The sequence below is a fragment of the Kitasatospora fiedleri genome (assembly GCF_948472415.1).
GTDB lineage: Bacteria > Actinomycetota > Actinomycetes > Streptomycetales > Streptomycetaceae > Kitasatospora > Kitasatospora fiedleri.
Genome location: NZ_OX419519.1, coordinates 2,891,456 through 2,916,858 on the forward strand (window position 1 = coordinate 2,891,456; position 25,403 = coordinate 2,916,858).

Consider the following 25,403-nt stretch of genomic DNA (forward strand, 5'->3'; position numbering starts at 1 on the left):
CGTTCACGTTCAGTGCTCCACGACCATCGCGGCGAAGCTCGCGCCGACCCCGACCGAGACCATCAGGTAGCGGTCGCCGGGCCGGAGCCGGCCGAGGGCCTGGGCGCTGGCGTAGTTGATGAAGGGGTCCGCGCCGAAGCAGTGGCCGGTCTGCGGGATGTTGTCCAGGAAGATCCGGTCCACCTCGACGCCGAGGCGGTCGCTGAAGCGCACCCAGGCGATCCGGTTGACGTTGTGCGGCAGGACCAGGGCGAGGTCGGCGGTGGTCAGGCCGGCGTCGGCCAGCGCCTCGTCGATGACGCCCATCAACATGTCGGGGTAGATGTCGCGGAAGGTGGCGAAGCCCTCGTCGGTCATCACCAGGTTGGGGTCGCCGACCGAGACGGTGCGGGTGGCGAAGCCGAGCACCCGGTCGCGGGTGGCCGCGGCGGAGACCAGCACGGCCGCCGTGCCCTCGCCGGTGATGCCCATGCCGGCCAGCACCTGGGCCACCTGGGTGTACGCCTTCTCGCCGACCAGCACCAGGGCCAGCGCCTCCGGGTCGGGGTCTTCCGCCAGCAGCATGCCGGCCACGTCGACGGCCACCAGGCCGGAGGCGCAGGCCTGTTCGGTCAGGGCGAAGGTCTTCGCGTGCCGCAGCCCGGCCTCCCGGCGCACCTCGTGCAGCGGGCTGAGCGGGTACGGCGAGAGGAAGCGCTGGGTCCGCGGCCGGAGCACGTAGCGGACCTTGTCCTCCCGGCCGCGCAGCGCGGTCAGCTTGCCGACGGCGGCCAGCAGGCTCTCGGTCTCGCTCTCGGTCTCGTCCCAGCAGACCTCGGACAGGCCGAACCCCCGTCCGTAGCGCCGCAGTTCGGTGTCTGTCAGGCCCAGCGCCCGCTGGCGGTCCGCGATGGACACCTGGGTGGGCCAGTGGGTGGATACCTCGATCAGTGAGGTCACGGCTAGCCGGCTCCTCTCAGCCGCAGTCGACGGTTCGGCGTGGTGATCCGGGGCGGACACCGTCGTGGGTGCCGGGCGGTCGCCTGGACCGACACCGGCCGGGTGCCGTGCCCCTGCACGGCTGGTCCCCCGGGCGGTACGCCCAGGGGGACGGGGATCAAGCTAGTGGACCGAATTGACAAACGACTGACCGAATACTGACCACGCGACGATCGAGGATGACCACTGTGCCGACCGCCCGCCGGGCCGCCGGGGCGAGCTAACGCACCATCAACTCGCTTGCCTGCCAAGGAAGATGATCAGCTAAGCTGCGATGGCTCATCGGACGAGGCAGGCCGGAGCCGCTCGCCGGCGCACGCGCGCCCCCGACCCGGCCACCGCCCGGACGCCGCCGCGGAGCACCCCACACCCCCTTCGAACCGAGGAACGCCATGTCCCAAGAGAGCCTGCTCTTCCTCAACCGACCGGCCGTGCTCGCCTGCCTGGAGAAGCTCGACCCGGTCGAGGTGGTGGCGGAGGTCCTGCGCGACCAGGCCTCCGGGCGGACCGAGATCCCCGCCGAGGGCTACCTGCCGTGGCACAACAGCAACGGCGCCTACAGCCGGGCCATCGCGATGCTGGGCGCCCTGCATCGCGAGGAGGGCTCGGTCTACGGCATGAAGCTGATCAACGCGGCCGTCGACAACCCGTCCCGGGGCATCGAGCGGGCCGGCGGCCTGAGCTTCGCCTTCGACCCGGAGACCGCCCGGCCCGGGCTGATCGCCGAGGCCGGCTACCTGAGCGCGATCCGGACGGCCGCGTACACCATGGTCAGCCTGCGCGAACTCGGCCCCGAGCGGTGGGACGGCCTCACCCTGCTCGGCACCGGCGCGCTGGCCCGGGCCCACCTGGACCTGCTGGTCCGCTCCTTCCCCGAGGTCCGCCGGGTGACGGTGTTCGACCTGGCCGCCGAACGCTCGGCGCAGCTGGTCGCCTGGGCCGCCGAGCGGCACCCGGGGCTGGCCGTCGCGGTGGCCGCCACGGCGGCCGAGGCGGTCGCCGCTTCCCCGGTCACCGTCACCCTGACCACCAGCGACGACCCGTACGTGCCGGCCTCCTGGGTCCGGCCGGGCAGCTTCCTCGCGCACGTCTCGCTGGGCGACCTGACGGAGGAGGTCTTCCTCGGCGCCGAGGCCGTGTACGGGGACGACCTCGACCTGATCGAGGAGAACCCGCGCCGCATCCTCGGCCGGCTGCTCCAGGAGGGGAGGGTGACCCGGCCGGGCACCGCGTCCGCGCCCGGCACCGGCCCGGGGCGGCCGATCGACGGCACCCTGGGCCAGGTGCTGCTCGGGCGGGTCCCGGCCGTCCGGCCCGGCGCCGGCTACGTGGTCAGCAACCCGTTCGGGATGTCCATCCTGGACGTCGGCATGATCGACGCCGTCCGGCGCACGGCGCTCGAACTCGGCGTCGGACAGCGGCTCGACCTGCTCTGACGGTACGCCGACACTCCAGCACCCCCGCGTGACACTGCCTGACGGGGCATCAGGTAGCGTCCGCGGGGCGGGTGTTGGAGGTTTACCGGAGCCCCGGAATCGGCAAGGAATTCGACTGATCGTGTTAGGTTGATCCGGGCCGCATTGCCGACTGCGGTCGGCGCCGGCGGTCGGCCCGCGCCTGCTCACCCAGGAAATACTCGGTACACGTCCGCCCCCTCAGGAAGGGCGCGGGCGATTCGGACGGACACGACGGGGGAATTCGATGATCGACCACTCGGCCCTTTCTCCACCCGGGCGCCCGGGCCGCCCGGTCCCGCTACCGGGGCAGTGTCACCTTCTGCCGTAGCGCTGCGCCACGAAAGCACGCTACGGGCGGGCCATTGGCCCGCCCGTCGGCCTTAGGCCGCATCCCACCGCACACCACCCCATTGACCGGTTGTAGGGATCAGCGCCGCCCAGTGGAGACAGGCCGGGCGACGCATGCGCAGACGTGTCCTTATTGCGGTCAGAGCCTCGGAATCGGGTCGCAGAGAATGAGATATTACCACCCAGTAGAAAGCCGGTTCGACGCCAGGAACCGGGTATCCATCGAAATCCTCGGATCGCTGCGGGTGTCGATCGAGGACCGGCACGACGGCATCGGCGCGAACCGGGTGCGGACCCTGCTCGCGGTGCTGAGCTTCAGCCCGGGCGAGGTCGTCTCGATGGACGTCCTGATCGAGGAGCTCTTCTCCGACCAGGCCTCGAAGAACCCCAAGAACGCCCTCCAGGCGAACATGCGCCGGCTGCGCACCTCCCTGGAGGCGGTCACCGGCGTCCCCGGGAACCTGCTGGTGCCCACCTCCGCCAACGGCTACCTGCTCGACCTGCCCCCGGAGGCGGTCGACGCCCGAAGATTCGACGCGCTGGCCGCCCGCGGCGCCGCCCTGCTGCGCGACCAGCCGTACGAGGCGGCGCAGCGGCTGGAGGAGGCGCTGCGGCTCTGGCGCGGACCGGCCCTGCTCGACGTCTCCGGCGGGCTGCGCTGCCACAGCCAGGTCAACCGGCTCAACAGCCGCCGGCTGGACGCCCTGGAGGACCTCTACGAGGCCCGCCTGAGCGTGGGCGCCGAGGGCAACGCGGTCAACGAGCTCGAACAGCTGGCCTGCGAGCATCCGGAACGGGAGCGGATGTCCGAGTTACTGATGCTCGCGCTCTACCGGGCCGGCCGCCAGGGCGAGGCGCTGGCGACCTTCCAGCGGGTCCGTTCCTGGCTGAACAACGAACTCGGACTGGAACCCCGGAAGAAGATGCGCGGTCTCCAGCAGGCCATCCTGGCCCAGGACCCGTCGATCGACGCCGGCCTGGTCTGGGCCGACGCGCGATGACCGGCTGAGTCCCCCCTTCCGTTCGGCGGGCCCCTCCGGCTGTTCCGGCAGCCGGAGTGCTCACGGCACGTCCAGCGGGCCGTCGAGGTCCCACTCGGCCAGTTCGATCCGCCCCGGGGTCTCGACGGCCAGGGCCGCCGCGTACCCGGGGCCCGGATGCAGGTCGGCCATCGCGATGGCCGGCGGGCCCGCTCCCCCGGCCCCGGGGACGCCGCTCCAGGACAGCAGCGCCGCGCGCTGCCCGGGCGCGGCCAGGGTGAGGCCGCGCAGCGGCACGGAGAGCCCGCGGCCGACCGCCTTGAGGACCGCCTCCTTCCTGGTCCAGTAGACGTGGTAGGCCGCCGGCCGGTCCTCCGGGCGGATCTCCCGGAAGTCCGCCAGCTCCCGTTCGGAGAGCACCCGGGGCGCCAGCCGGTCCACCTCGCGCGCGGCGACCCGCTCCACGTCCACCCCGGGCTCGGCGTGCTCGGTGACGGCCAGCACCACCCGCCCGCCGGAGTGCGACAGCGAGAACCGCGCGGCGGCGCCGGGCACCCGCGGTTTGCCGTGCGGGCCGCCGCAGTGCCCGCACCGGCGGCTGAACGCCACCGCCCTCGGCGCCACCCCGGTGGCCCGGCCCAGCGCGGTGCGGACCAGGGCCCGGGCGGTGGCGTACCGGGCCCGGTCCTCGCGCGCGGCCAACTGCCCGTACCGGGCCCGTTCCTCGTCGGACATCAGGGCGCGCACCCGGGGGCGGTCGACCACCGGCGACCAGAGCACCCGGCAGCTGACCGCGTTCGGCTGTGCCATCGCGCTACGCGGCCTGGTGGCCGGTGAGTTCCAGGAACACGTCGTCCAGCGAGGGGCGGCGCTGGGCGAGGCCGCTGACCTGGATGCCGGCCGCGTGCAGCGCCGCGGCGGCGGCCGAGACCCCGGCCAGCCCGTCGTTCAACTGCACGCCCAGCACGCCCCTGCGGTCGTCCCGGGTCAGCTCGCCGACCATCAGCGGGTTCAGCGCGGACAGCGCCGCCGGCAGGTCGGCCAGATCGGCCACGGTGACTTCCAGCCGCTCCTGGCCGACCTTGCGCTTGAGCTCGTCGGCGGTGCCCTCGGCGGCCACCACGCCCTTGTCGATCACCACGATCCGGTCGGCCAGCTCGTCGGCCTCCTCCAGGTACTGGGTGGTCAGCAGGACGGTCACGCCGTCGGCCACCAAGTCCCGCACCACGGACCACAGGACCAGCCGGCTGGACGGATCGAGCCCGGTGGTCGGCTCGTCCAGGAAGATCACCTCGGGGCCGCCGACCAGCGTGCTCGCCAGGTCCAGCCGGCGCCGCATGCCGCCCGAGTAGGCCCGCAGCGGCTTGTCGCCGGTGTCCGCGAGGTCGAACCGCGCCAGCAGCTCGTCCGCCCTGGCCCGGGCCTCGGACCGGCCCAGGTGCAGTAGCCGGCCGAGCAGGACCAGGTTCTCGCGGCCCGTCAACTCCTCGTCCACCGCGGCGTACTGGCCGGACAGCCCGATCCGGCGGCGCACCTCGCGCGGCGCGGCGGCGACGTCGAACCCGGCCACCGCGGCCCGGCCGCCGTCCGGTCCGAGCAGGGTGCTGAGGATGCGGACCGTCGTGGTCTTGCCCGCCCCGTTGGGGCCGAGCAGCCCGAGCACGGTGCCCGCCGGGACGTGCAGGTCGATCCCCTTGAGGACCTGCTGGTCCCGGTAGTTCTTGCGGAGGCCCTCCGCCTCGATCGCCGCCTGGGCCGCCACCGCTCAGGCCCCGCGCTCGATCAGGCTGAGCGGCCGCAGGTCGGTCCAGTTCTCGTCGACGAAGCGCACCGCCTCCTCCCGGGGCACCGAGCTGAGCGCCTCGCGCCAGCCCGCCGGGACCTCGGCGAAGGCGGGCCACAGGCTGTGCTGGTTCTCGCCGTTCACCAGTACGTGGAACGTGCCGTCGGGATCGTCGAAGGGGTTGCTCATCGGGGTTCCGTCCTGTCCGTCTTCCAGGGTCAACTCCGTTGACCACTATGCTCCATGGCTGCTGACGCGGAACTGACGAACGGCTGATCGCCGCCGTCCGCCGGGGTCGCGCCGGGGCCGGGGCGGGGCCTTCGCGGCCCCGCCCCCTCCGACGACCGCCGGGCCGGTCAGACGTCCACCGGCTCCTGGTGCGCGCCGTCGCTGCGCCGCGGCAGGTCCGCGGTGACCGCCCGGCCGGTGCGCGAGGGCCACCAGTTGGCCCGGCCCAGCAGGGTCATCGCGGCCGGCAGGACGAAGATCCGGATCACCGTGGCGTCCAGCACGATGGCCACCGCCAGCCCGACGCCGATCTGCTTCAACTCGATGAAGGTCAGCGTCCCGAAGGTGGCGAACACCGCCACCATGACCGCGGCCGCGCCGGTCACCACGCCGGCGGTCCTGGTGATGCCGTCCAGCACCGCGTTGCGGGTGGTCATGCCGGCCACCACGCCCTCCCGGATCCGGCTGACCACGAAGACGTGGTAGTCCAGCGACAGGCCCGACAGGATCACGAAGAGCAGCACCGGCACCCAGGAGACCACGTGCCCGGTCGAGTGGTAGTCGAGCAGCCCGTCCGCCCAGGTGTGCTGGAAGACCAGGCACAGGAAGCCGAACGAGGCGGCGACCGAGAGCAGGTTGAGCACCACGGTGGTCAGCGCCACCACCACCGAGCGGAACGCCAGCACGATGATCAGGAAGGTCAGGGCGAACACCACGCCCATCACCATCGGCAGCCGGTCCTTCAGGTTGGCGGTGTAGTCCATGTCGTCCGCCTGGTCGCCGCCGACCGCGTACTCCACGCCCGGCAGGTCCTTCAGCGCCGCCGGGACCAGCACGTCCCGCAGCCGGTCGACCGAGTCCCGGGCCGGGGAGGTGCCCGGCGGCGTCGGCGTGCCCGCCTCCAGGACGGCGCCGCGCCCGTCCGCCGAGACCCGGACCGCCGGCGGGATGTCCTTGGCGAACAGCGGCTCCTGCCCGAGCTGTTCGGCCAGCCGCTCCAGCCGCCCGCGGACCGCCTCCTGCTGCCCGGCCGGCGTCTTCACCGCCACCACGTCGGTGTTGGCGTTCGAGGGGAACTCGGCGAGCAGCCGGTCGTAGCTCTGCATCGTGGCCAGGGTGCGCGGGTAGTCCGCGATCTGGGTGGCCTTCAGGTCCATCCCCAGCGCGGGCAGCGCCAGCGCCACCAGCGCGCCGACCGCGAGCACCAGCGAGACCAGCGGGTGCCTGGTGGCCGGGCGCAGCAGGAAGTTCCAGGCCCGCGGGTTGCTCCGGCTTCGGGTGAGGCGCCACACCAACGGGATTCGCGGCCGGTCGACCGCCCGGCCCAGCTTGACCAGCAGGGCCGGCAGCACGGTGACCGCCGAGAGCATCGCCACCGCGACCACGATGATCGCGCCGGTGGCCATCGAGGCCAGCATCAGGTCGCCGGCCAGGTAGAGCCCGGCCATCGAGACCAGCACCGCGACGCCGGAGACCACCACCGAGTGGCCGGAGGTCGCCGCGGCGATCTCCACCGCCGAGGTCGCGCCGTAGCCCTTGGCCGTCTCCTCGCGGAAGCGGCGCAGGTAGAAGAGGCAGTAGTCGACGCCGACCGCCAGGCCCATCAGCACGATGACGTCCGTCACCGTGCCCGGGTCGGGCACCACCTGGGAGGCCAGCGCCCACAGGCCCAGGGTGGAGGCCACCGCGGTCAGGCCCAGCAGCACCGGCACGCCGGCCATCACCACGGCGCCGAAGATCAGCGCCAGGATGACCAGGGTGACCGGCACGCTGATGGTGGTCGCCTTCTGCAGGTCCTTGCCCAGCCAGTCCTGGAAGTCGCTCTTGATCGAGGCTTCGCCGACCTCCTCGACCCGCAGGTCGGGGTGGGCCTGCTGGACCGCCCGGGTGGCCGCCAGCAGCGGCGCGACCCGGTCGTTCGCGGTGTCGGGGTCGCCCTTGACGGCGACCTGCAGCAGCAGGACCCGCTGGTCGGCCGAGGGGATCGGGTCGGACACCGAGGCGACCCCGTCGAGCGCGCCGAGCTGCTGCTTGAGCTCGGCGGCGGCCGCGGCGGACGCGTCGTCCAGCCGGCCGTCGAGCGGGCCGACCAGCACGTTCTCGGTGGCCGGGCCGCGCAGGCCGTTCTCGTTGACGATCCGGTCGGCGGTGGCCGCCTGCCCGACCAGGAGTTCCTGGTTGGTGGCCTCCCGGCCCTTCACCACCGTGCCGATGGAGAAGGCGACCACGGTCAGCAGCAGCCAGACGAGGACGGCCCACCACGGATGGTTGGCGCTCCACCGGCCCATCCGCGAGGCGAAGTGGCGTTTCTTGCCCGTCATGTCGATCGGTCCTTCGTTCAGGAGCGGAAGAGGAGTCGTGTCTTCGGCGGGCGGGGACCGCCCGGCGGGCCGGGAGGAACGGGTACGGGCCGCTTCCGGGCATGCCGGGGGAAGGGCCGTCGGGCACGCCGGAGGAGGAGCCGCCAGGCACGCCGGAGGAGCTGTCGGCAGGCATGCCGGAGGAGGGGCCGTCGCGGGGCCCGCGGCCGGGGAGGGGCGCCGCCGGCCCGCGGCGCCCCCGTGGCCGGTGGCGGGCTAGTCGCCCTGGGTGGTGCCGGTGGTGCCGGTCGTGCCGGGCAGCAGGTCGCAGCCGATGGAGAAGGCCGCCAGGGTCGGGCCGCCGGCGGGGCTGTTGATCGCGAGCAGGCCGTCGAAGGCGGCCAGCCGCCGCTCGACCCCGCGCAGCCCGCTGCCGCGCCCGGCGTCGGCCCCGCCGACGCCGTTGTCGTGCACGGAGACCCGCAGTTCGCGGTCGACGTAGTGGATGTCGACCGTCACCTCGGTGGCCTTGCCGTGCTTGGTCACGTTGTTGAGCAGTTCGGCGATCGCGAAGTAGGCCGCCGACTCCACCGGGGCGGGCAGCCGGCCCGGCACCGAGCCGGTCAGCTGGACCCGCTGCGGCAGTTCCAGCGTCAGCGTGCGCACGGCGTCCACCAGGCCGCGGTCGGCCAGCAGCGGCGGGTGCACGCCGTGCACCAGGTCGCGCAGTTCGTTGAGGGCCTTGGCCGAGTTGTCCTTGGCCTCGGCGAGCAGCGCGCGCACCGCCGCCGGGTTCTGCTCGATCAGCGACTCGGCGGCCGACAGCGTCAGCCCGAGGGCGACCAGCCGGACCTGGGCGCCGTCGTGCAGGTCGCGCTCGATCCGGCGCAGCTCGTTGGCCTGCATGTCCATCGCGTCCGAGCGGGAGTTGGCCAGGTGCTCGACCCGGTTGGTCAGGTCGGCCCGGGTGGAGCCCAGGACCAGCCGCACCCAGCGGCCGTGCAGCCCGAGCATCAGCCTCGGCAGCAGCAGCACGCCCACGGCGAGCTCCACCGCGCCCAGGACGGCGGCCAGGATCGCGGTGCCCTGGCTCCGGACCGGGACGAAGGTGAACCAGATGCCGTCCCAGGACTCGCTGAGGCCCCTCCACACGAACGGCAGCGCCAGGCCCCAGAGGCCGCCCAGGATCGCGACGGCCGGCAGCAGCGCCAGCACCGGCCCGACCACCGGGTTGACCAGCGTCCAGAGCAGGTCCCGCCAGGTCGCGCGCTCACCGAGCATCCGGTGGGCCCGCCGCAGGCGGGTCCGGGCCGGGCCGTCGGCGGGCTCCGGCGGGTAGGCCGCGTCCACCCGGACACCGGACCAGCGCAGCGCCAGCCGGCGCTGCAGGCGGGCGTCCGACCGGATCGCGTCCAGCGCGCCGGGCAGCAGCAGCAGGCCGACGCCGACGAAGCTGAGGCACACCACGAGGCAGAACCAGAGCAGCAGCAGCGCCTCCCCGAGGGCGATCCCGGTCAGGGACACCCCGCGGAGCACCAGCGCGGCCGCTCCGCCGAGCTCCGGTCGGGTCTTCTCCGTTCCTTCCACACGTGCACTCATGTCCTGGCCCCATTTCGCCTTCACCGAATCACTGTGCTTCCAGCATGACGGCCCGTCAGGCGGATTTCGGGGGTGCTAGTACCCCTCTTGCCCGGGGTACCACCACCCCCGGCGGGAGTACGGCACGGTGCCCCGGACGCCTGGGCGTCCGGGGCACCGTGCCGTACTCGCGGAGGGAACGGGGAGGGCGGGCGAGAGCCGCCGGGGTCAGTTGAAGGTGTCCGGGTCCGGTCCGGTGCGCAGGCCCCGGTCGGTGGCCGCGATCGCCGCCAGGTCGTCCTCGGTGAGGGCGAAGTCGAAGACGTCCAGGTTCTGCCGGATTCGGGCCGGGGTGACCGACTTGGGGATCACCAGGTTGCCGAGCTGCAGGTGCCAGCGCAGCACCACCTGGGCGGGGGACTTGCCGGTGCGCCCGGCGATCGCGGTGATCGCCGGGTCGTCCAGCACGGCGCCCTGGGCGAGCGGGCTCCACGCCTCGGTGGCGATGCCGTGCGCGGCGTGGAAGGCCCGCAGTTCGGCCTGCTGGAGGCCGGGGTGCAGCTCGACCTGGTTGACGGCCGGGACGGGGCCGCCGGCCTCGATCAGCCGGGTCAGGTGCGCGGGCTGGAAGTTGGAGACGCCGGCGGCGCGGATGCGGCCCGCGGCGGCGAGCTCCCCGATCGCCCGCCAGGAGTCGGTGTACCGGTCCCGGGCCGGGGTGGGCCAGTGGATCAGGTACAGGTCGACGTACTCCAAGCCAAGCCGGTCGAGGCTGGCGTCGAAGGCCCGCAGCGTCTCGTCGTGGCCCTGGTCGGCGTTCCACAGCTTGGTGGTGACGAACAGCTCCTCGCGCGGCAGCCCGGACGCGGCCAGCGCCTTCCCGACGCCGTGCTCGTTGCCGTAGACCGCGGCGGTGTCGATGCTGCGGTAGCCGGCCTCCAGGGCGGCGGCGACGGCCGCGGTGGTCTCCTCGTCCGGGACCTGGAAGACGCCGAAGCCGAGCTGCGGCATCTCGACGCCGTTGTTGAGTGTCACGTGGGGGACGGTGGTGCTCATGTTCCTTCTCCAGTCGGGGAGTTCGAGGGTTCTCAGTGGTTCAGGACCGGGACGCGGGCGGCGCCGGGGGCCGGTGCGCGGCGCTCCAGCACCGCCGAGGCCACGGCCAGCAGCAGCGCGGAGCCGGCCAGCAGCGCGCCCACCCAGTTCGGGGCGGTGTAGCCGAACCCGGCGGTGATCACCGCCCCGCCGAGCCAGGCGGCCAGCGCGTTGCCCAGGTTGAATGCTCCGATGTTGACGGCCGAGGCCAGCGTCGGCGCGCCGTGCGCCTGGTCCAGGACCCGCTTCTGCAGCGGCGGCACGGTGGCGAAGCCCAGCGCGCCGATCAGCAGCAGGGTGACGGCGGCGGTGACCCGGTGGTGCGCGGTGACGGTGAACAGGGCGAGCACGACGGTCAGGGCGCCCAGGGTGGTGAACAGCATCGGCATCAGCCGGCGGTCGGCGAACCGCCCGCCCAGCAGGTTGCCCAGGAACATGCCGACCCCGAGCAGCACCAGCAGCCAGGTCACCCCGCCCTCGGAGAACCCGGCGACCTCGGTCATCATCGGCTTGACGTAGGTGATCGCGGCGAACACCCCGCCGAAGCCGAGTACCGTCATGCCCATCGCCAGCACCACCTGGACGTTCCGGAACGCCGCCAGCTCCCGCCGCAGGTGCGCCCCCTCGGGCCGGGGCAGCTCCGGCACCAGCCGGGCGATGCCGAGCAGCCCGACCACGCCGAGCACGGCGACGGCGGCGAAGGTGACCCGCCAGCCGACCTGCTGGCCGACGAAGGTGCCCAGCGGCACGCCGACCACGTTGGCCACCGTCAGCCCGGTGAACATGGTCGCGATCGCCCCGGCCTTCCGCTCCGGCGCGACCAGCTCGGCGGCGACCACCGACCCGATCCCGAAGAACGCGCCGTGCGCGAGCGAGGCGACGATCCGCCCGGCGAGCATCGCCCCGAACCCGGGCGCCAGCGCGGACAGCAGGTTGCCCGCGGTGAACAGCACCATCAGCAGCATCAGCATCCGCTTGCGACTGATCCGGGTCCCGAGCACGGTCATCAATGGAGCCCCGACCACCACGCCGAACGCGTAGCCGGTGACCAGCAGACCGGCGGTCGGAATGCCCACCCCGAAGTCGGCGGCGACCTCGGGCAGCAACCCCATGATCACGAACTCGGTGGTGCCGATCCCGAACGCCCCGATGGCCAGGGCGAGAAGCGCGAGGGGCATGACGCGAACCTCCATACAATTGCCAGTGCGCCTTACAAGCTTCGACAATAATTGCACACGCACACACTTGCAAGCGCAACGAACTCCCGAACAGGGCCCCGCCCCGGGAACGCCGAAGGCCCACCCGCTCCGCCCCCGCGAAACCGCCTGCGGCGAGCCGACAGCGGCACCACGGACATCCGCCGACAGAAACCCACCCGCGCCCGTCGAGCCCCCGAGCGCCCGCGACAAGGCTCACCCCGGACAACCCGGCGGCGGAGACCGCCCGCGCTCGCCCAGCACCTGCCGCAAGGCCCTCTGCCCCGCGAAGCCACCTGCGGCCGAGCCCGCCGGGCACCCGCCGACAGACCCCCCACGCCCGGGAGACCACCGCCCGCCCCCGAAGCACCGGCCCCCTCACCCTCAACGCCCACGCCGAGGCCCACTCCCGACAGCACGGGCATCCAGCGGCAGCAACCGCCCGTACGTGTCCCGACACCTGCGAAGCCCGCTCCGGGCCCCCGGGCCCCCGGCGGCGGAGACCGCCCGCGCTCGCCCAACACCTGCCGCAAGGCCCTCTGCCCCCGCGAAGCCGCCGGCGGCCGAGCCCACGGGACACCCGTCCGGAAGGCCGCCCACCAACCCCGAGGAGCACCGGCTCCCACCCTCGACGCCCACGCCTGCGGCAAGGTCCACCCTCAGCACCGCCGGCAACCGCCCGCGCCCGGGGTCGCCGAAGGCCCCACGCCCCGGCGCACCCCGCTGCACCACTGTCCCGCTGCCCCGGTGGCGAGCCCGCCGGGCGGCGCCGAACCCCTCCCCTGGAGCGCCGCAGGCCCGTCCCGTCCCGCAACGCGGAGACCCCGCCCCGGCCGGGGGCCGTGGCGGGGTCTTCGGGCGGTGCGGGGTCGGGCGGTCAGGCGATCAGGCCGGGGATCTCCTGGATCGCGAACCAGAGCAGTTCGTGGTCCTCCGCGCCGTCGACGGTGAACTGCGCGTCCTGGTCGCCGCCGTCCGCGGCAGTCACCGCGCCGGCGGCGGCCGTCACGTCGGCCAGGACGTCCGGGTCGGTGTCGTCGGCGTGGACTGCGGCGGCCTTGGCGAGGCGGATCGGGCCGGCCAGGACGACCCGGCCGAGCGAGGCCTGGTCCTGGTACTCGTCGCCGGGGAACGGCGTCACCGCCGAGTCGGCGACCTCGACGGCCAGCACCACCCGGCGGCGCGGGGCGTCCGGGTCGGCGGCCAGCAGCCGGACCGAGGAGAGCGCCGCCCGGTTGAGGGCCGCGTACTCCAGCTCCTCCAGGTCGTCGCTGACGTACCACTCGCGCAGCGCGGGCGTCACGGCGTAGGCGACGCTCTGCTCCAGGACGCCCTCGGGGTGCGCCACCGCCAGGTCCTTCAACGTGGTCGGCACGTACACGCGCATCGGGGCACCCTTCTGACGGTCTCACTGTGCGACGGGTCAAGAATACGCAGCCCGCCGGGCGGCCCGCGATGGCCCTCCGGCGCCCGGCCCCTGCGCCGATCAGGTCACCGCCGACGTCCCCCTACGGGCCGTTCCGCGGCCCGAGCCGCCGTCAACTCCGCGCTCCGGCACCGGCCGCACCACCGTTGCGGCCGACGGGCCGCCACCCGTACGGGTGGATTTCCGGGCATCGCCGCAGCCGCCGGAAACCCCTTGGCCCGCCCTCCGCCCGCCCGGTAGCAAAGGCCCCGGCAGCATCACTGCCACTGACACTCCCGCCACCGAGAGGGCCACGATGACCGAGCAGATGACCGAGCAGCAGCTCACCCGGACGTCCGGCCCCCGGATCCGTCCACTGGTCCGCCCCGCCCCCGCCACCCGCCGACCGGTCCGCCACCCCCACCCGATCCCGGCCCCAACACCGACCCCGGCCGCGCACCCCCACCCGCACCCGCACCCCCACCCGCCCGGCGACGGCCCGCGCCCGGTCCGCAGCCCGCGCGCGGCCTGCGACGGGCCCCGCCCGCCGTACCGCCCCCGGACGGCCGCGCCCGGCAGCAGCGGGCACGCCGAGCTCGCGGGGCGGTTCGCGCACCGGCTGGTGGAGGTGCTGTGCGGGGCCCGCCCGGTGCACCAGTTGCAGCGGCACACCACCCTGCCGGGCTTCCACCAGCTCGCGGCGCTGGTCCGGACCGGCCCGCTGCGCCCGCGCGGCCGCACCCAGCGCCCGCGGCTGGGCCGGGTGCACGACTGCGCGCCGGGCCCGGGCGCGGTGGAGGCGTGCGTGCGGGTGGAGCTCGGCCCCCGGCACCACCTGCTGGCCTTCCGGCTGGAGCGGCACACCCGCACCGGCCAGTGGCAGTGCGCCGCCGTGGAGACCGGATGAGGCCCGGGAACGCGGCGGGGCGCCGCCCCCCGGAGGAAGCGGCGCCCCGTTCAACGCAAGCGGGTCCGGGCTCAGGCCTTGCGGCGCCGGCCGCCCTTCGCCGCCTTGGCGGCCTTGCGGCGCTCGGCGCGGGTCAGGCCGTCGCCCTCGTCGAGCGGGCCGTCCTCCTCGAAGTCGCCCTCGATCACGCCGCCGCCGACCTGGTCGGACGGGGCGATGTAGTGGAGCTTCTTGCGCTCGGGGGCCTCCAGGCCCTTGGCGCGGATCTCCGGGCGGGCGGCCGGGACGGCGGCGTCCTTCTCCAGCTTGTCGAGCAGCACCTGCTCGTCGTCCGGGACCGGGACCTCCTCGACCTGCTGCTCGACCTGGACCTCCAGGTTGAACAGGTAGCCGACGGACTCCTCCTTGATGCCCTCCATCATCGCGGAGAACAGGTCGAAGCCCTCGCGCTGGTACTCGACCAGCGGGTCGCGCTGGGCGTAGGCGCGCAGCGCGATGCCCTCCTGGAGGTAGTCCATCTCGTAGAGGTGCTCGCGCCAGCGGCGGTCGAGCACCGAGAGGACGACCCGGCGCTCCAGCTCGCGCATGATCTGCTCGCCGAGCTGGTCCTCGCGGCGGCCGTACGCGGCGGCGATGTCCTCCTGGATGACCTTGGTGAGGTACTCGGGGGTGAGACCGCCCTGGTCCGCGGCCTCCTCCTCCAGCTCGTCCAGGTCGAGCGAGACCGGGTAGAGCTGCTTGAGCGCGGTCCACAGCTTGTCGAGGTCCCAGTCGTCCTCGAAGCCCTCGCCGGTGGCGGCGTTGACGTACGCGGCGACGGTGTCGTCCATGAAGTGGCCGACCTGCTCCTGCAGGTCCTCGCCCTCCAGGACGCGGCGACGCTCGCCGTAGATGACCTCGCGCTGGCGGTTGAGGACCTCGTCGTACTTGAGGACGTTCTTGCGGATCTCGAAGTTCTGCTGCTCGACCTGGGTCTGCGCGGAGGCGATGGCGCGGGTGACCATCTTCGACTCGATCGGCACGTCCTCCGGGACGTTCGCCATCGACAGCACGCGCTCGACCATGCCGGCCTTGAACAGGCGCATCAGGTCGTCGCCCAGCGACAGGTAGAACCGGGACTCGCCCGGGTCGCCCTGGCGGCCGGAGCGGCCGCGCAGCTGGTTGTCGATCCGGCGGGACTCGTGCCGCTCGGTGCCCAGGACGTACAGGCCGCCGATCTCCTGCACCTCCTCCTGCTCCGCCTTGACCGCGGCCTTGGCCTTCTCCATCGCGGCCGGCAGCGCGGCCTCGTACTCCTCCGGGGTCTCCTCCGGGGTGATGCCGCGCTGGGCCAGCTCGGCGGCGGCCAGGTGCTCGGGGTTGCCGCCGAGCATGATGTCGGTGCCGCGGCCGGCCATGTTGGTGGCGACGGTGACGGCGCCCTTGCGGCCGGCCTGGGCGACGATCTGCGCCTCGCGCTCGTGGTGCTTGGCGTTCAGCACCTCGTGCGGGATGCCGCGCTTGCGCAGCTCCTGCGACAGGTACTCGGACTTCTCGACCGAGACGGTGCCGACCAGGACCGGCTGGCCCTTCTCGTGGCGGTCGGCGATGTCCTCGACCACGGCGGCGAACTTGGCCGGCTCGGACTTGTAGATCAGGTCGGGCTGGTCGATCCGCTTGGGGTTCTTGTTGGTCGGGATCGGGACCACGCCGAGCTTGTAGATCTGGTGGAACTCGGCCGCCTCGGTGGTGCCGGTACCGGTCATGCCGGACAGCTTGTCGTACAGGCGGAAGAAGTTCTGCAGGGTGATGGTGGCCAGCGTCTGGTTCTCGTTCTGGACCTCGACGCCTTCCTTGGCCTCGATCGCCTGGTGCATGCCCTCGTTGTAGCGGCGGCCGGCCAGGATGCGGCCGGTGTGCTCGTCGACGATCATCACCTCGCCGTTGATGACGACGTAGTCCTTGTCGACCTTGTAGAGCTCCTTGGCCTTGATGGCGTTGTTCAGGAAGCCGACCAGCGGGGTGTTCACCGACTCGTAGAGGTTGTCGATGCCCAGGTAGTCCTCGACCCGGGAGACGCCCTCCTCCAGGATGCCGACGGTGCGCTTCTTCTCGTCGACCTCGTAGTCGCGGTCGATCTTGAGGCGCTGCACCAGCTTGGCGAAGTCGTTGTACCACTTGGTGGCCTGGTCCGCCGGGCCCGAGATGATCAGCGGGGTGCGGGCCTCGTCGATCAGGATCGAGTCGACCTCGTCGACGATCGCGAAGTTGTGGCCGCGCTGCACCAGTTCGTCCTGCGACCACGCCATGTTGTCGCGCAGGTAGTCGAAGCCGAACTCGTTGTTGGTGCCGTACGTGATGTCCATCCCGTACTGGCGCTTGCGCTCGGCCGGCGACATGTTCGCCAGGATCACGCCGACCTCCAGGCCCAGGAAGCGGTGCACCCGACCCATCCACTCCGAGTCGCGCTCGGCGAGGTAGTCGTTGACGGTGATCAGGTGCACGCCCTTGCCGGTCAGCGCGTTCAGGTACGCGGGCAGGGTGCCGACCAGGGTCTTGCCCTCGCCGGTGCGCATCTCCGCGACGTGCCCGTAGTGCAGGGCGGCGCCGCCCATGATCTGCACGTCGTAGTGGCGCTGCCCCAGGACGCGCTTGGCGGCCTCGCGGACGGTCGCGAACGCCTCGGGGAGGATGTCGTCGAGGCTCTCGCCGTCGGCCAGGCGGGTCTTGTACTCGTCGGTCAGCGCGCGCAGCTCTTCGTCGGTGAGGTTGACGAAGTCCTCTTCGATCGAGTTGACCTGGGCGGCAATCCGCTGCAGTTTGCGGAGGATCTTGCCCTCGCCTGCGCGCAGGATCTTGTCGAAGACGGACACGTGAGCGGGCTCCTTGCCTCATTCGGCTCTGGATGACTGCCGGTGGGGAGTCCACCCCACCGTACGGGCCATCGTATGCGAGGAGTCCGAGCGGCCGGGAGGTCCGTCAGCACGGTATTCCTGTGTCACCCCTGGGAGCACATCGTCCGATGCCGGGTCCAAACGGTCAAAGCGGTTCGCCGACGGCCGGTTGTCAGTGCCCGCGCCTAGCCTCGCCCCATGGCCGAGACCTTTGCCGAGACGTTCTCCGAAACCTCCGCCGCGGCCGCCGCGACGCCCGCGCCCGCCGTCCGGATCACCGCCGACCACGCCCGCCGGCTCGCGCTGCGCGCCCAGGGCCTGCTCGGCTCCCCCGACCGCCGCTCCGGCCCGCAGGGCGTGCTGCGGCAGCTCGGCGCCGTCCAGCTGGACACCATCTCGGTGCTGGCCCGCTCGCACGAGCTGGTGCCGTACGCCCGGCTCGGCGCGGTCGGCCGCCGCCCGGTCGAGCAGGCGTACTGGGGTCGGGGCACCGCCTTCGAGTACTGGTCGCACGCGGCCTGCGTGCTGCCGATCGAGGAGTGGCCGCTGTTCGCGTTCCGCCGCCGCGCCTACCGGGACAAGGGCCGGGTCTGGGGCCACCGGGTCTCGCCGGAGGCGTACGCCCGGGTGATCGACCAGCTGCGCGCCGAGGGCCCGCTGACCTCGACCGCGCTCGGCGGCGCCAAGCGGACCTCGGAGTGGTGGGACTGGTCCGACACCAAGATCGCCGTGGAGCGGGCGCTGGCCTTCGGTGACGTGGTGGTCACCGAGCGGCGCGGCTGGAAGCGGGTCTACGACCTGGCCGAACGGGCCGTCCCGGCCGAGCTGTTCGAGCAGGACCCGACCGACGCCGAGTGCCTGGTGCGGCTGGTGGCGCAGGCCGGGGCCGCGCTGGGCGTGGCCACCCGGGCCGACCTGATGGACTACCACCGCCTCAAGGGCGCCCAACTGGCCGCCGCGCTCCCGGAGTCGGGCCTGGTCCCGGTCGAGGTGGAGGGCTGGGGCGCCCCCGCCTGGGCCGACCCGACGGCGCTGGCCGCGGAGCCGCGCGGGCGCCACCGCACCACCCTGCTCTCCCCGTTCGACTCGCTGGTCTGGGACCGCCCGCGCACCGAGCGGATCTTCGGCATGAGCCACCGCCTGGAGGCGTACACCCCCAAGCACAAGCGGGTGCACGGCTACTTCGCGATGCCGCTACTGGCCGCCGGCCGGCTGGTCGGCCGGGTCGACCCGGCCCGCGAGGGCAGCGTCCTGGTGGCCCGTCAGGTCTCGCTGGACGCGCCGAAGTTCGTCCCCGCGCTGGCCGAGGCGCTGCGCGAGGCCGCCGACTGGGTGGGCTGCTCGGACGTCCGGGTGGAGCGGCTGGCGGACGAGTCGCTGCGGCCGGAGCTGGAGCGGCTGCTGGGCTGAGCCGTTGCCGGGCCGGGCCAAGCCGGGCCGAGCCGCCGCCCGGCCGAACGGACGCCGGGCCGAAGGGCTGCGGGGGCCGAACGGCGACGGCCGCCGGGCCCGGTCGGGTCCGGCGGCCGTTCCCGGCTCGCGCTCAGCCTATTTCGAGGATCTTCTCACGCATCGCGTACACCACCGCCTCCATCCTGGAGTGCAGTTGGAGCTTCTCCAGGATGTTGCGCACGTGGTTCTTGACGGTGTTCTCGCTGATGAACAGCTCCTTGGCGATCTCCCGGTTGTTCATCCCGGTGGCCACCAGCTTGAGCACCTCCAGCTCCCGGTCGGTGAGCCGGGGCGCAGGCAGCAGCTCCCGGTCGTCCGAGCGGCGCTGGATCATCGACTTGAACTCGGTCAGCAGCTTGGCCGCCATCGACGGGCTGATCTGCGACTGCCCGTCGGCCACCGCGCGGATCGCGGTGGCCACCTCGTCGGTGGAGATCTCCTTCAGCAGGTAGCCGGTGGCCCCCGCCTTGATCGCCTCGTAGAGGTCGGCCTCCTCGTCGCTGATCGTCAGCATGATGATCTTGGCGCTGGGCACCACGTCCTTGATCGCGGTGCACGCCTCGATGCCGCTGCGCCGGGGCATCCGGACGTCCATCAGGATGATGTCCGGCAGCAGGTCGGCGGCCTTCAGCACGGCTTCCGCGCCGTCCCCGGCCTCGCCGATCACCCGGATGTCCGGCTCCTCGGCGAGCACGATCTCCAGGCCGCGGCGGAACAGCGCGTGGTCGTCCACCACCAGCACCCGGATCGGCTCCTCCCGGCGCGGCGGGAAGCCGGCGTCCTCGGGCCCCAGCCCCTCGCGCGAAAGCTCCGCCATCCGCTCCTCCCCCGCCCTCCGGTCACGTCCGACGCGCCCATCATTCCACGGCCCGGACCCGCCGCGATCACCCTGCGCCGTCGAACCGCCCGGCTGGGTGACCCCGCCCGCCCCGGCCGCCCCGCCCGCCCCGGCGGTCACACCGGCGGCCCCCGCACGCGCCGGTGGCCCCGGCGGCCGGGAGGGCCGCCGGGGCCACCGTGGTGCTCCGGCCGCGGGCGGGGCCCGCCGTCAGTCCCGCCTACTCCTCGTCGGGCCCGTTGATCGCGCCGCCCGCCCCCGCGACGTCCGCGGCGGCGGCCTGGTCCTCCTTGAGGTGGATCACGCCGTAGTGGTAGCCGTGCCGGCGGTAGACCACGCTCGGCAGGCCGCTGTCCTTCTCCTGGAAGAGGTAGAAGTCGTGGCCCACCAGCTCCATCGCGTACAGCGCCTGGTCCAGCGACATCGGCGCCGCGGCGTGGGTCTTCTCGCGGACCACCAGCGGCCCGTCGCCCTCCACCTCCAGGCTGCCCGCCACGGTCCGGCGGGCCGCGCCGTCGACCTCCGGGGCCGCCTCGGCGGCGGGCAGGTCGGCCAGCGCGGCGGTCGCCGCGGCGACGCTGAGCGGCGTCCGCCCGTTGACCCCGCCCTTGTGCACCCGGCGGCGGTCGGCGGACTTGCGCAGCTGCGCCTCCAGCTTCGCGGAGGCGAGGTCCAGCGCCGCCCACGGGTCGCTGGCGGACGCCTCGGCCCGGATCACCGGGCCCCGGCTGCGGAGGGTGATCTCCACCCGGTCGGCGCGGTCGGCCTGGCGCGGGTTGGGCTCCTTGGACACCTCGACATCCAGGCTGATCGCCTTGGTGTCGAACTTCTGGACCTTCTCCAGCTTCTCGGCCACGTGCTCGCGGAACCTCTTGGGCACCTCGGTCTTGCGGCCCTTGACGACGATGTCCACGCAGAACTCCGATCCCTCGTGCTGACCGGCTCGGAGTGCGTCCCGAACCGGCGTGAGACCCAGCCGGACCAGTCGGTCACCGCCCGCCCCCAGGACACCGCCCGGGGAACCCGCGAGGACCACCGGCCCTTACCTCACTTCCTCCCCACCAGGAGAATTCGAAACCCCTGGAAACCTCATGCAACACCTGACGCGGGGATCTCGCCTCCCCAGTCGGACGACCGTAACGAGGTCCGGCCGGCGGCCCGGCTGTTCCCCCCTGTCTACCCACCTACGGGTGAAACATCGGCGAACGGCTGGACAACACGCCCGGCACCGCCCACCGTATGGCTGATGCCGCCGCCCGGCGGGCGTTCCGGAGGGGTTCCGTGACCAGCCGCAGTACCGCCCACCAGCCCGAATCCGGTCCGGCCCCGGTCCTCGCCGCCCTGCTCGACCTGCTGCTCCCCGCCCGCTGCGCCGGCTGCGGAAGCGGCCTCACCGGCCTGTGCCCGCCCTGCCGCGCGCTGCTGCACGGCGCCGCCGCCGGGCCGGCCGGGCCGCACCGGCCGCCGCCCGGGCTGCCGCCGGTGCACGCCGCCGCCCGCTACGCCGGGCCGGTGCGCCAACTGCTGCTCGCCCACAAGGAACGCGGCGCGCTCCGGCTGGCCGCCCCGCTGGGCACCGCGCTGGCCGCCGCCGTGCGCTCCGCGACCGGCGCGGGCGCCGCCCCGCTGCTGCTGGTGCCGGTGCCCTCGGTCCGGGCCGCCACCCGGGCCCGCGGCCACGACCCGACGCTGCGGCTGGCCCGGGCCGCGGCCCGCGAACTGCGCCGCGGCGGCGTCGCCACCCTGGTCGCGCCGGTGCTGCGGCACAGCCGCCCGGTGGCCGACCAGGCGGGCCTGGGCGCCGCCGAGCGCCACCGCAACCTGGACGGGGCGCTGGCCGTGCCGGCCCGGGACGCCCGGCGGCTGGCCGGGCACCGGCTGGTGCTGGTGGACGACCTGGTGACCACCGGGGCGAGCCTGGCCGAGGCGGCCCGGGCGCTGCGCGCGGCGGGCTGCCCGCCGCGGGCGGCCGCCACCGTCGCGGCCGCCGCCCGGCGGGACCGGGGAGGCCGGGGCCGCGGGCGGGCTCAGCCCGGGTAGACGAACGCGGTGGCGGCCTTCCCCTTGGTGGGCACCTCGTGCCACTGGTTGTCCTTGAGCAGCGACAGGCCCCGCTCCGAGGAGGCGAGCACCGCCGAACCGGCCGGGCCGCCCGAGCCCGCCGGCCCGCCGGGTCCGGCCGGCAGCCGGGCCTCGGTCGCGGACAGCGCGGTCATCGACTCGCCGCCCTGGAGCGGGGAGTCGGTGGACTGCGAGCCGTCGGTGCCCAGGAAGTGCAGCTGCTGGAGCCGGTCGGCCTCCTTGCCGAGCACCACCAGCTGGTCGGTGTCGCCCCAGGAGACGGCGGCGACCTCGGTCAACTGCGGCGCGATGTCGCGCAGCGCGGTGATCCGGGCGGTCGGCTGCTGCGCGGTGCCGCCGTGCTGGACCAGGCCGAGCAGCAGGGTGGTCGGGCCGTCGCCGCGGCGGACCAGCAGGGCGATCCGGGTGCCGTCGGAGGAGATCCGCAGCGACTGCACGCTCTGCCCGCCCAGCCCGTCGACCTGCACCGGGACGACGGTGCGGCCGCGCACCATCAGCACCTTGGGCGCGGCCGGGTCGCGGTCGACCAGCCACAGGTCCTGCCGCCCGTCCCAGCTGGGCGAGGCCAGGCCCTGACCGGGCTGGGGGGCGAGGCTGTGCACGAGCGGCTCGCCGTACTTGGCGCCGTCGCCAAGCTCGGCCTCGACCAGGTCGCGGCCGTCGGCGCCGACCACCGCGGCGGCGCCGCCGTCCCGGCGGACCGCGACGGCGCCGTTGCCGGGCCGGAACTGGCCGGGCTGCGGGGCCTGCCCGAGCACCCCGGGGACGGGGACCGGGTCGAGGCCGGTGTCCTGGTAGCGGGTGAGCCGGCCGTCGTCCAGCTGGATGTACGCGGCGACGCCGTTGTCGGTGCCGGCCAGCACGCCGGGGGCGACCAGCGCGGCCTCGGCGCTGCCGAGCGAGCAGCCGCCGCCGGTCATCGACAGGTCGAGCCGGTCCAGTTTGCTCTGCTGGTCGGCCAGGGTCTGGAAGAGCTGCTGGGCCATCTGCTTGCAGGCGGCCGGGTCGCCGCCCTCCAGCCGGACGGTGGCCGTCCGGTTCTCGCCGACCGAGGCGCCGAGCACCCGGACGCCGTCGAGCCTGGAGGTCACCACCGGGCCGAGCCAGCGCGAGGGCCCGTCGGCGGTGGCCTGGGCGGCCTCGGTGAGCGGGTCTATTCGGCGGCGCAGGTAGATCGGGTCGGGCACCAGCACCGGGGAGGTCTGCGGGTGCGCGGCGGAGGGGTCGGCCTGGGCGAAGAAGTAGCGGTGGACCGGCTTGTAGGTGTTCTTGAAGTTGGTCTGGTCGACGATCAGGCCGTCGGGCAGGTCGCTGATCCGCCACTCGCCCTTGTTCGGGCCGTCGGACTCCTTCACGAAGACGAAGGTCTGCTCGTACGGGTCGTTGGAGTGGGCCTGGTAGCTGTGCTTGGCGTCGAGCGCGGCGACCTGCTTGCCCCTGACCTGCAGTTCGGTGGTGGTGGCGTCCTCCCCGAGGGCCGGGCCGAGGGGCGAGTTCGGGGCGCCGGCCAGCACCACCACGCCCGCGTCGGGCTTCCAGTTCTGGGCCGCGACGGCGGTCAGGTACTGCTTGGCGGTGTCGTAGTCGGCCTGGTCGGCGTTGGAGGAGTCCAGGAAGCCGGCCAGCAGGTCCCGGGGGGTCTCGCCCTTGTGCGGGGCGACGGGGTAGACGTGCACCTGGAGGGCGTCGGCGGCGTTCTGCGAGACCTCCAGGCGCTGCGGGGCGCCGCCGGAGGGCATCGAGACGCAGCCGGTGGCGGCGGTCGCCAGCAGCACCGCCCAGCCCACCGCGAGGGCCCGCCGGTCAGCCGTCCTGTCGGTCCTGCGCACCGGCGGTCCCCTCCTGGTCGGTGGCGGCGCCGTCCGGTGCGGGCGGGGCCGACTGGGTCGGCCGGGCCCGGTCGACCACGATCTGCGCGCCGGTGGCGCCGTAGCCCGTGACGTCCGACGGGTCGGAGACCGGGGCGGCGGCGGGCCGGCCCAGGCCGGGGCCGATGCTGAGCACGCCGCCGAGGCCGGAGCCGAAGGCGTGCCGGTCGGTGTCCGGGGTCTCCGGGACGGCGGTGGACTCGCCGCCGGACAGCGCGGCCGTGCCGCGCGCGGTGCGCCGGTAGGGGGCGCCGGCCGAGGACATCCCGCGGTTGTAGCGGGAGTCCTCCGGCTCCAGCCGGAACGGGGCCCGGGAGATCTCGCCGCCGCGGGTGCGCGGCAGGGTCAGCCGGAAGTGCGAGCCGCCGCCGGGCTCGCCCCAGGCCTGGAGCCAGCCGCCGTGCAGGTGGGCGTCCTCGACCGCGATGGACAGGCCCAGGCCGGTGCCGCCGGTGGTCCGCACCCGGGACGGGTCGGCCCGCCAGAAGCGGTGGAACACCCGGGACGCCTCGCCCGGCTTGAGGCCGATGCCGTAGTCGCGCACGCCGACGGCGACCGCGCCCTCGGCGGAGCCGAGCCGGATCACCACGTCCCGGCCCTCGCCGTGCTCCAGCGCGTTGACCACCAGGTTGCGCAGGATGCGCTCGATCCGGCGGCCGTCGACCTCGGCGAGCACCGGGTTCTCGGCGCCGCGGATCAGCACCGCGCTGCCCTTGGCCCGGGCCAGCGGGTCGGCGGCCTCCACCACCCGGGTCACGATGTCCCGCAGGTCGACCGGTTCGGCGTCCAGGATCGCCGCGCCCGCGTCGAACCGGCTGATCTCCAGCAGGTCGGCGAGCAGCGACTCGAAGCGGTCCAGCTGGTCCTGGAGCAGCTCGGCGGAGCGGGCCGCCATCGGGTCCAGGTCCTCGCGGCTGTCGTAGATCAGGTCGGCGGCCATCCGGACGGTGGTCAGCGGGGTGCGCAGCTCGTGCGAGACGTCCGAGACGAACCGGCGCTGCACCCGGGACAGCTCCTCCAGCTTGCGGATCTGCGCCTGCAGGCCGTTGGCCATCCGGTTGAACGATTCGCCGAGGCGGGCGATGTCGTCGGTGCCGGTGACCTTCATCCGCTCGTCGAAGTGCCCGGCGGCGAGCCGCTCGGAGATCCCGGCGGCCATCCGCACCGGCGTGACGACCTGGCGGACCACCACCCAGGCGATGCAGCCGAGCAGGATGACCAGGAACAGTCCGGCGGTGGCCAGGGTGCCGATCACCAGGTTGAGGGTGGAGGTCTCCTGGTAGAAGGAGAAGACGTAGTAGAGCTGGTACGGGTTGCCGTCCGGGCCGGTGAACTGCTTGCCGATCGCCAGGCCCTTGTCGTCGTCGGGCTTGGCCTGGCTGTCCGGGGCGCGGTGCAGCCTGACCTGCTGCTCCTGCGGGTTGGCCTGGTCGGCGGCGACCTGGGCGCGCAGCGCGGGGGTGATCGAGTCGGGGAGGATCGAGCCGGAGTAGCGGGCGCCGCGCAGGTCGGCGCTGGAGGCGCTGGCCTGCTGGCCGCCGGGGGCGAGCGCGATCACCGAGTAGACGCCGGCGCCGCCGGAGGCCAGGTCGGAGACCTGCTTGGTCAGCCAGGCGTTGATCTGGTCGCGGGTCGGGTCGGCGGTGGCGCCGGCCTTGTTCTGCAGGTTGATCGCTTCGTTGATCTTGTCCTGCTCGATCTGGAAGCCGCCGAGGGCCTGCCCGTGGGCGGACTTCTGCTTGGTCTCCAGCAGGCCGGTGCGCACCTGGGCGACCACCACCACGCCGAGCACCAGTACCACCACGAAGGACAGCAGCAGTGTCGTCGCGACCACCCGCAGCTGGATCGAGCGGCGGTACAGCGCCAGCAGCCGGCCCACCGGGTGCCGGAACGGGCGGACCACCGGCGCGAACAGCGCCGCCCACCACCGCCGGCGCGGCCGGCCGGTGGTGGAACTCAGCACGTCGCCGCGCACCGCGTGCTCCCCGTCGGAGTGCTCCTCCGACGGGGAGTCGTCAGCCCTCGCCTCGCTCAT

At 73.7% G+C, this 25,403-nt stretch carries 19 protein-coding genes; 5 read left to right on the forward strand and 14 right to left on the reverse strand.

Annotated elements, in window-relative coordinates; all coding sequences use genetic code 11:
- Positions 1 to 9: 9 nt before the first annotated feature.
- Positions 10 to 939 (reverse strand): 3-oxoacyl-[acyl-carrier-protein] synthase III C-terminal domain-containing protein, encoded by a 930-nt coding sequence (locus tag QMQ26_RS13350; protein WP_282205837.1) that lies wholly within the window; start codon positions 937 to 939, stop codon positions 10 to 12.
- A gap of 431 nt (positions 940 to 1,370) precedes the next feature.
- On the opposite strand from QMQ26_RS13350, the gene QMQ26_RS13355 reads away from it, so the two are divergent.
- Both QMQ26_RS13355 and QMQ26_RS13360 read left to right on the forward strand, forming a co-directional pair.
- Complete coding sequence (locus QMQ26_RS13355) at positions 1,371 to 2,414, forward strand: hypothetical protein (RefSeq protein WP_282205838.1); 1,044 nt, start codon at positions 1,371 to 1,373, stop codon at positions 2,412 to 2,414.
- A gap of 614 nt (positions 2,415 to 3,028) precedes the next feature.
- Positions 3,029 to 3,784 (forward strand): AfsR/SARP family transcriptional regulator, encoded by a 756-nt coding sequence (locus tag QMQ26_RS13360; RefSeq protein ID WP_282205839.1) that lies wholly within the window; start codon positions 3,029 to 3,031, stop codon positions 3,782 to 3,784.
- 60 nt (positions 3,785 to 3,844) lie between these two features.
- On the opposite strand, the gene QMQ26_RS13365 is transcribed toward QMQ26_RS13360, so the two are convergent.
- From QMQ26_RS13365 to QMQ26_RS13400, 8 genes are all read right to left on the reverse strand, one after another.
- The gene (locus tag QMQ26_RS13365) at positions 3,845 to 4,573 is read right to left on the reverse strand and encodes a 4'-phosphopantetheinyl transferase family protein (RefSeq protein WP_282205840.1); all 729 of its coding nucleotides are present in this window, start codon (positions 4,571 to 4,573) and stop codon (positions 3,845 to 3,847) included.
- Positions 4,574 to 4,577: 4 nt separating this feature from the next.
- Entirely contained in the window at positions 4,578 to 5,525 is a 948-nt protein-coding gene (locus tag QMQ26_RS13370) for an ATP-binding cassette domain-containing protein (RefSeq protein ID WP_282205841.1), read from the reverse strand.
- Between the two features lie 3 nt (positions 5,526 to 5,528).
- A complete protein-coding gene (locus QMQ26_RS13375; protein WP_100838039.1) occupies positions 5,529 to 5,735 on the reverse strand; it encodes an MbtH family protein in 207 nt (68 codons plus the stop codon).
- A gap of 167 nt (positions 5,736 to 5,902) precedes the next feature.
- Positions 5,903 to 8,095, reverse strand: coding sequence for an MMPL family transporter (locus tag QMQ26_RS13380; protein ID WP_282205842.1), 2,193 nt, complete (start codon positions 8,093 to 8,095; stop codon positions 5,903 to 5,905).
- A gap of 255 nt (positions 8,096 to 8,350) precedes the next feature.
- Positions 8,351 to 9,673, reverse strand: a complete 1,323-nt coding sequence (locus QMQ26_RS13385) for a sensor histidine kinase (protein WP_282205843.1) — start codon at positions 9,671 to 9,673, stop codon at positions 8,351 to 8,353.
- A 207-nt stretch (positions 9,674 to 9,880) separates the two neighbouring features.
- Positions 9,881 to 10,708, reverse strand: coding sequence for an aldo/keto reductase (locus QMQ26_RS13390; RefSeq protein WP_100838036.1), 828 nt, complete (start codon positions 10,706 to 10,708; stop codon positions 9,881 to 9,883).
- 32 nt (positions 10,709 to 10,740) lie between these two features.
- A complete protein-coding gene (locus QMQ26_RS13395; protein WP_282205844.1) occupies positions 10,741 to 11,925 on the reverse strand; it encodes an MFS transporter in 1,185 nt (394 codons plus the stop codon).
- 895 nt (positions 11,926 to 12,820) lie between these two features.
- Positions 12,821 to 13,330 (reverse strand): DUF6912 family protein, encoded by a 510-nt coding sequence (locus QMQ26_RS13400; RefSeq protein ID WP_100838034.1) that lies wholly within the window; start codon positions 13,328 to 13,330, stop codon positions 12,821 to 12,823.
- A gap of 334 nt (positions 13,331 to 13,664) precedes the next feature.
- Between QMQ26_RS13400 and QMQ26_RS13405 the strand changes: the two genes are divergently transcribed.
- On the forward strand, positions 13,665 to 14,255 hold the full coding sequence (locus QMQ26_RS13405; RefSeq protein ID WP_282205845.1) for an Rv3235 family protein: 591 nt from the start codon (positions 13,665 to 13,667) through the stop codon (positions 14,253 to 14,255).
- Between the two features lie 71 nt (positions 14,256 to 14,326).
- Here QMQ26_RS13405 and secA read toward each other — a convergent pair whose 3' ends face one another.
- On the reverse strand, positions 14,327 to 17,107 hold the full coding sequence (gene secA / locus QMQ26_RS13410; RefSeq protein ID WP_100838032.1) for a preprotein translocase subunit SecA: 2,781 nt from the start codon (positions 17,105 to 17,107) through the stop codon (positions 14,327 to 14,329).
- 219 nt (positions 17,108 to 17,326) lie between these two features.
- On the opposite strand from secA, the gene QMQ26_RS13415 reads away from it, so the two are divergent.
- Complete coding sequence (locus QMQ26_RS13415; protein WP_282205846.1) at positions 17,327 to 18,538, forward strand: winged helix-turn-helix domain-containing protein; 1,212 nt, start codon at positions 17,327 to 17,329, stop codon at positions 18,536 to 18,538.
- Between the two features lie 133 nt (positions 18,539 to 18,671).
- Here QMQ26_RS13415 and QMQ26_RS13420 read toward each other — a convergent pair whose 3' ends face one another.
- Positions 18,672 to 19,397 (reverse strand): response regulator, encoded by a 726-nt coding sequence (locus QMQ26_RS13420; protein WP_100838030.1) that lies wholly within the window; start codon positions 19,395 to 19,397, stop codon positions 18,672 to 18,674.
- Between the two features lie 241 nt (positions 19,398 to 19,638).
- Positions 19,639 to 20,331: a ribosome hibernation-promoting factor, HPF/YfiA family gene (gene hpf / locus QMQ26_RS13425; RefSeq protein WP_100838029.1), complete on the reverse strand. Its 693-nt coding sequence runs from the start codon at positions 20,329 to 20,331 to the stop codon at positions 19,639 to 19,641.
- 368 nt (positions 20,332 to 20,699) lie between these two features.
- Here hpf and QMQ26_RS13430 point away from each other — a divergent pair, with 368 nt between their 5' ends.
- Positions 20,700 to 21,458: a ComF family protein gene (locus QMQ26_RS13430; protein WP_282205847.1), complete on the forward strand. Its 759-nt coding sequence runs from the start codon at positions 20,700 to 20,702 to the stop codon at positions 21,456 to 21,458.
- Here the strand turns inward: QMQ26_RS13430 and QMQ26_RS13435 are convergent.
- Both QMQ26_RS13435 and mtrB read right to left on the reverse strand, forming a co-directional pair.
- Positions 21,446 to 23,329 (reverse strand): LpqB family beta-propeller domain-containing protein, encoded by a 1,884-nt coding sequence (locus QMQ26_RS13435; RefSeq protein WP_282205848.1) that lies wholly within the window; start codon positions 23,327 to 23,329, stop codon positions 21,446 to 21,448. The genes QMQ26_RS13430 and QMQ26_RS13435 overlap by 13 nt on opposite strands.
- Positions 23,304 to 25,403: an MtrAB system histidine kinase MtrB gene (gene mtrB, locus QMQ26_RS13440; RefSeq protein ID WP_100838026.1), complete on the reverse strand. Its 2,100-nt coding sequence runs from the start codon at positions 25,401 to 25,403 to the stop codon at positions 23,304 to 23,306. The genes QMQ26_RS13435 and mtrB overlap by 26 nt, the downstream gene beginning before the upstream one ends.